Origin of the sequence: Streptomyces antimicrobicus (assembly GCF_020532625.1) — a bacterium.
In the GTDB taxonomy this organism is placed as follows: Bacteria; Actinomycetota; Actinomycetes; order Streptomycetales; family Streptomycetaceae; genus Streptomyces; species Streptomyces antimicrobicus.
The window spans coordinates 1-450 of sequence record NZ_JAJAUY010000278.1 but is presented as its reverse complement, the minus strand read 5'-3'; the positions used below and the strand labels follow the sequence as shown (position 1 = coordinate 450).

The window sequence follows — 450 nt, the reverse complement described above, 5'->3', positions numbered from 1 at the left end:
CCACGCTGGTGGTGGCGGGCGAGGCGACGTCGGGCGAGCTGGTCGAGCGCTGGTCGGTGGGCCGCCGGATGGTCAACGCCTACGGCCCCACCGAGTCCACCGTCTGCGCCACCATGTCCGGCGCCCTCTCCGGCGGCGGCGTCCCGCCCATCGGCACCGCCATCACCGACACCCACGTGCTCGTCCTCGACCGGGCCCTGCAGCCGGTCCCGCCGGGTGTGGCGGGCGAGCTGTACATCGCGGGCGCCGGTCTGGCCCGGGGCTACCTGGGCCGTGCGGGCCTGACCGCCGAGCGGTTCGTGGCGAACCCGTTCGGTGCGCCGGGCGAGCGGATGTACCGCTCGGGCGACGTGGTGCGCCGTACGGCCACCGGCGAGCTGGAGTTCCTCGGCCGCGCCGACGACCAGGTCAAGGTCCGCGGCTTCCGCATCGAACTCGGCGAGATCGAGA

1 protein-coding gene is annotated in these 450 nt (G+C 74.9%); it reads left to right on the top strand.

Going from position 1 to position 450, the window contains the following annotated elements; translation table 11 throughout:
- The coding region (locus LG632_RS30040) for an AMP-binding protein (RefSeq protein WP_226731088.1) at positions 1 to 450 on the top strand (450 nt) is incomplete at both ends.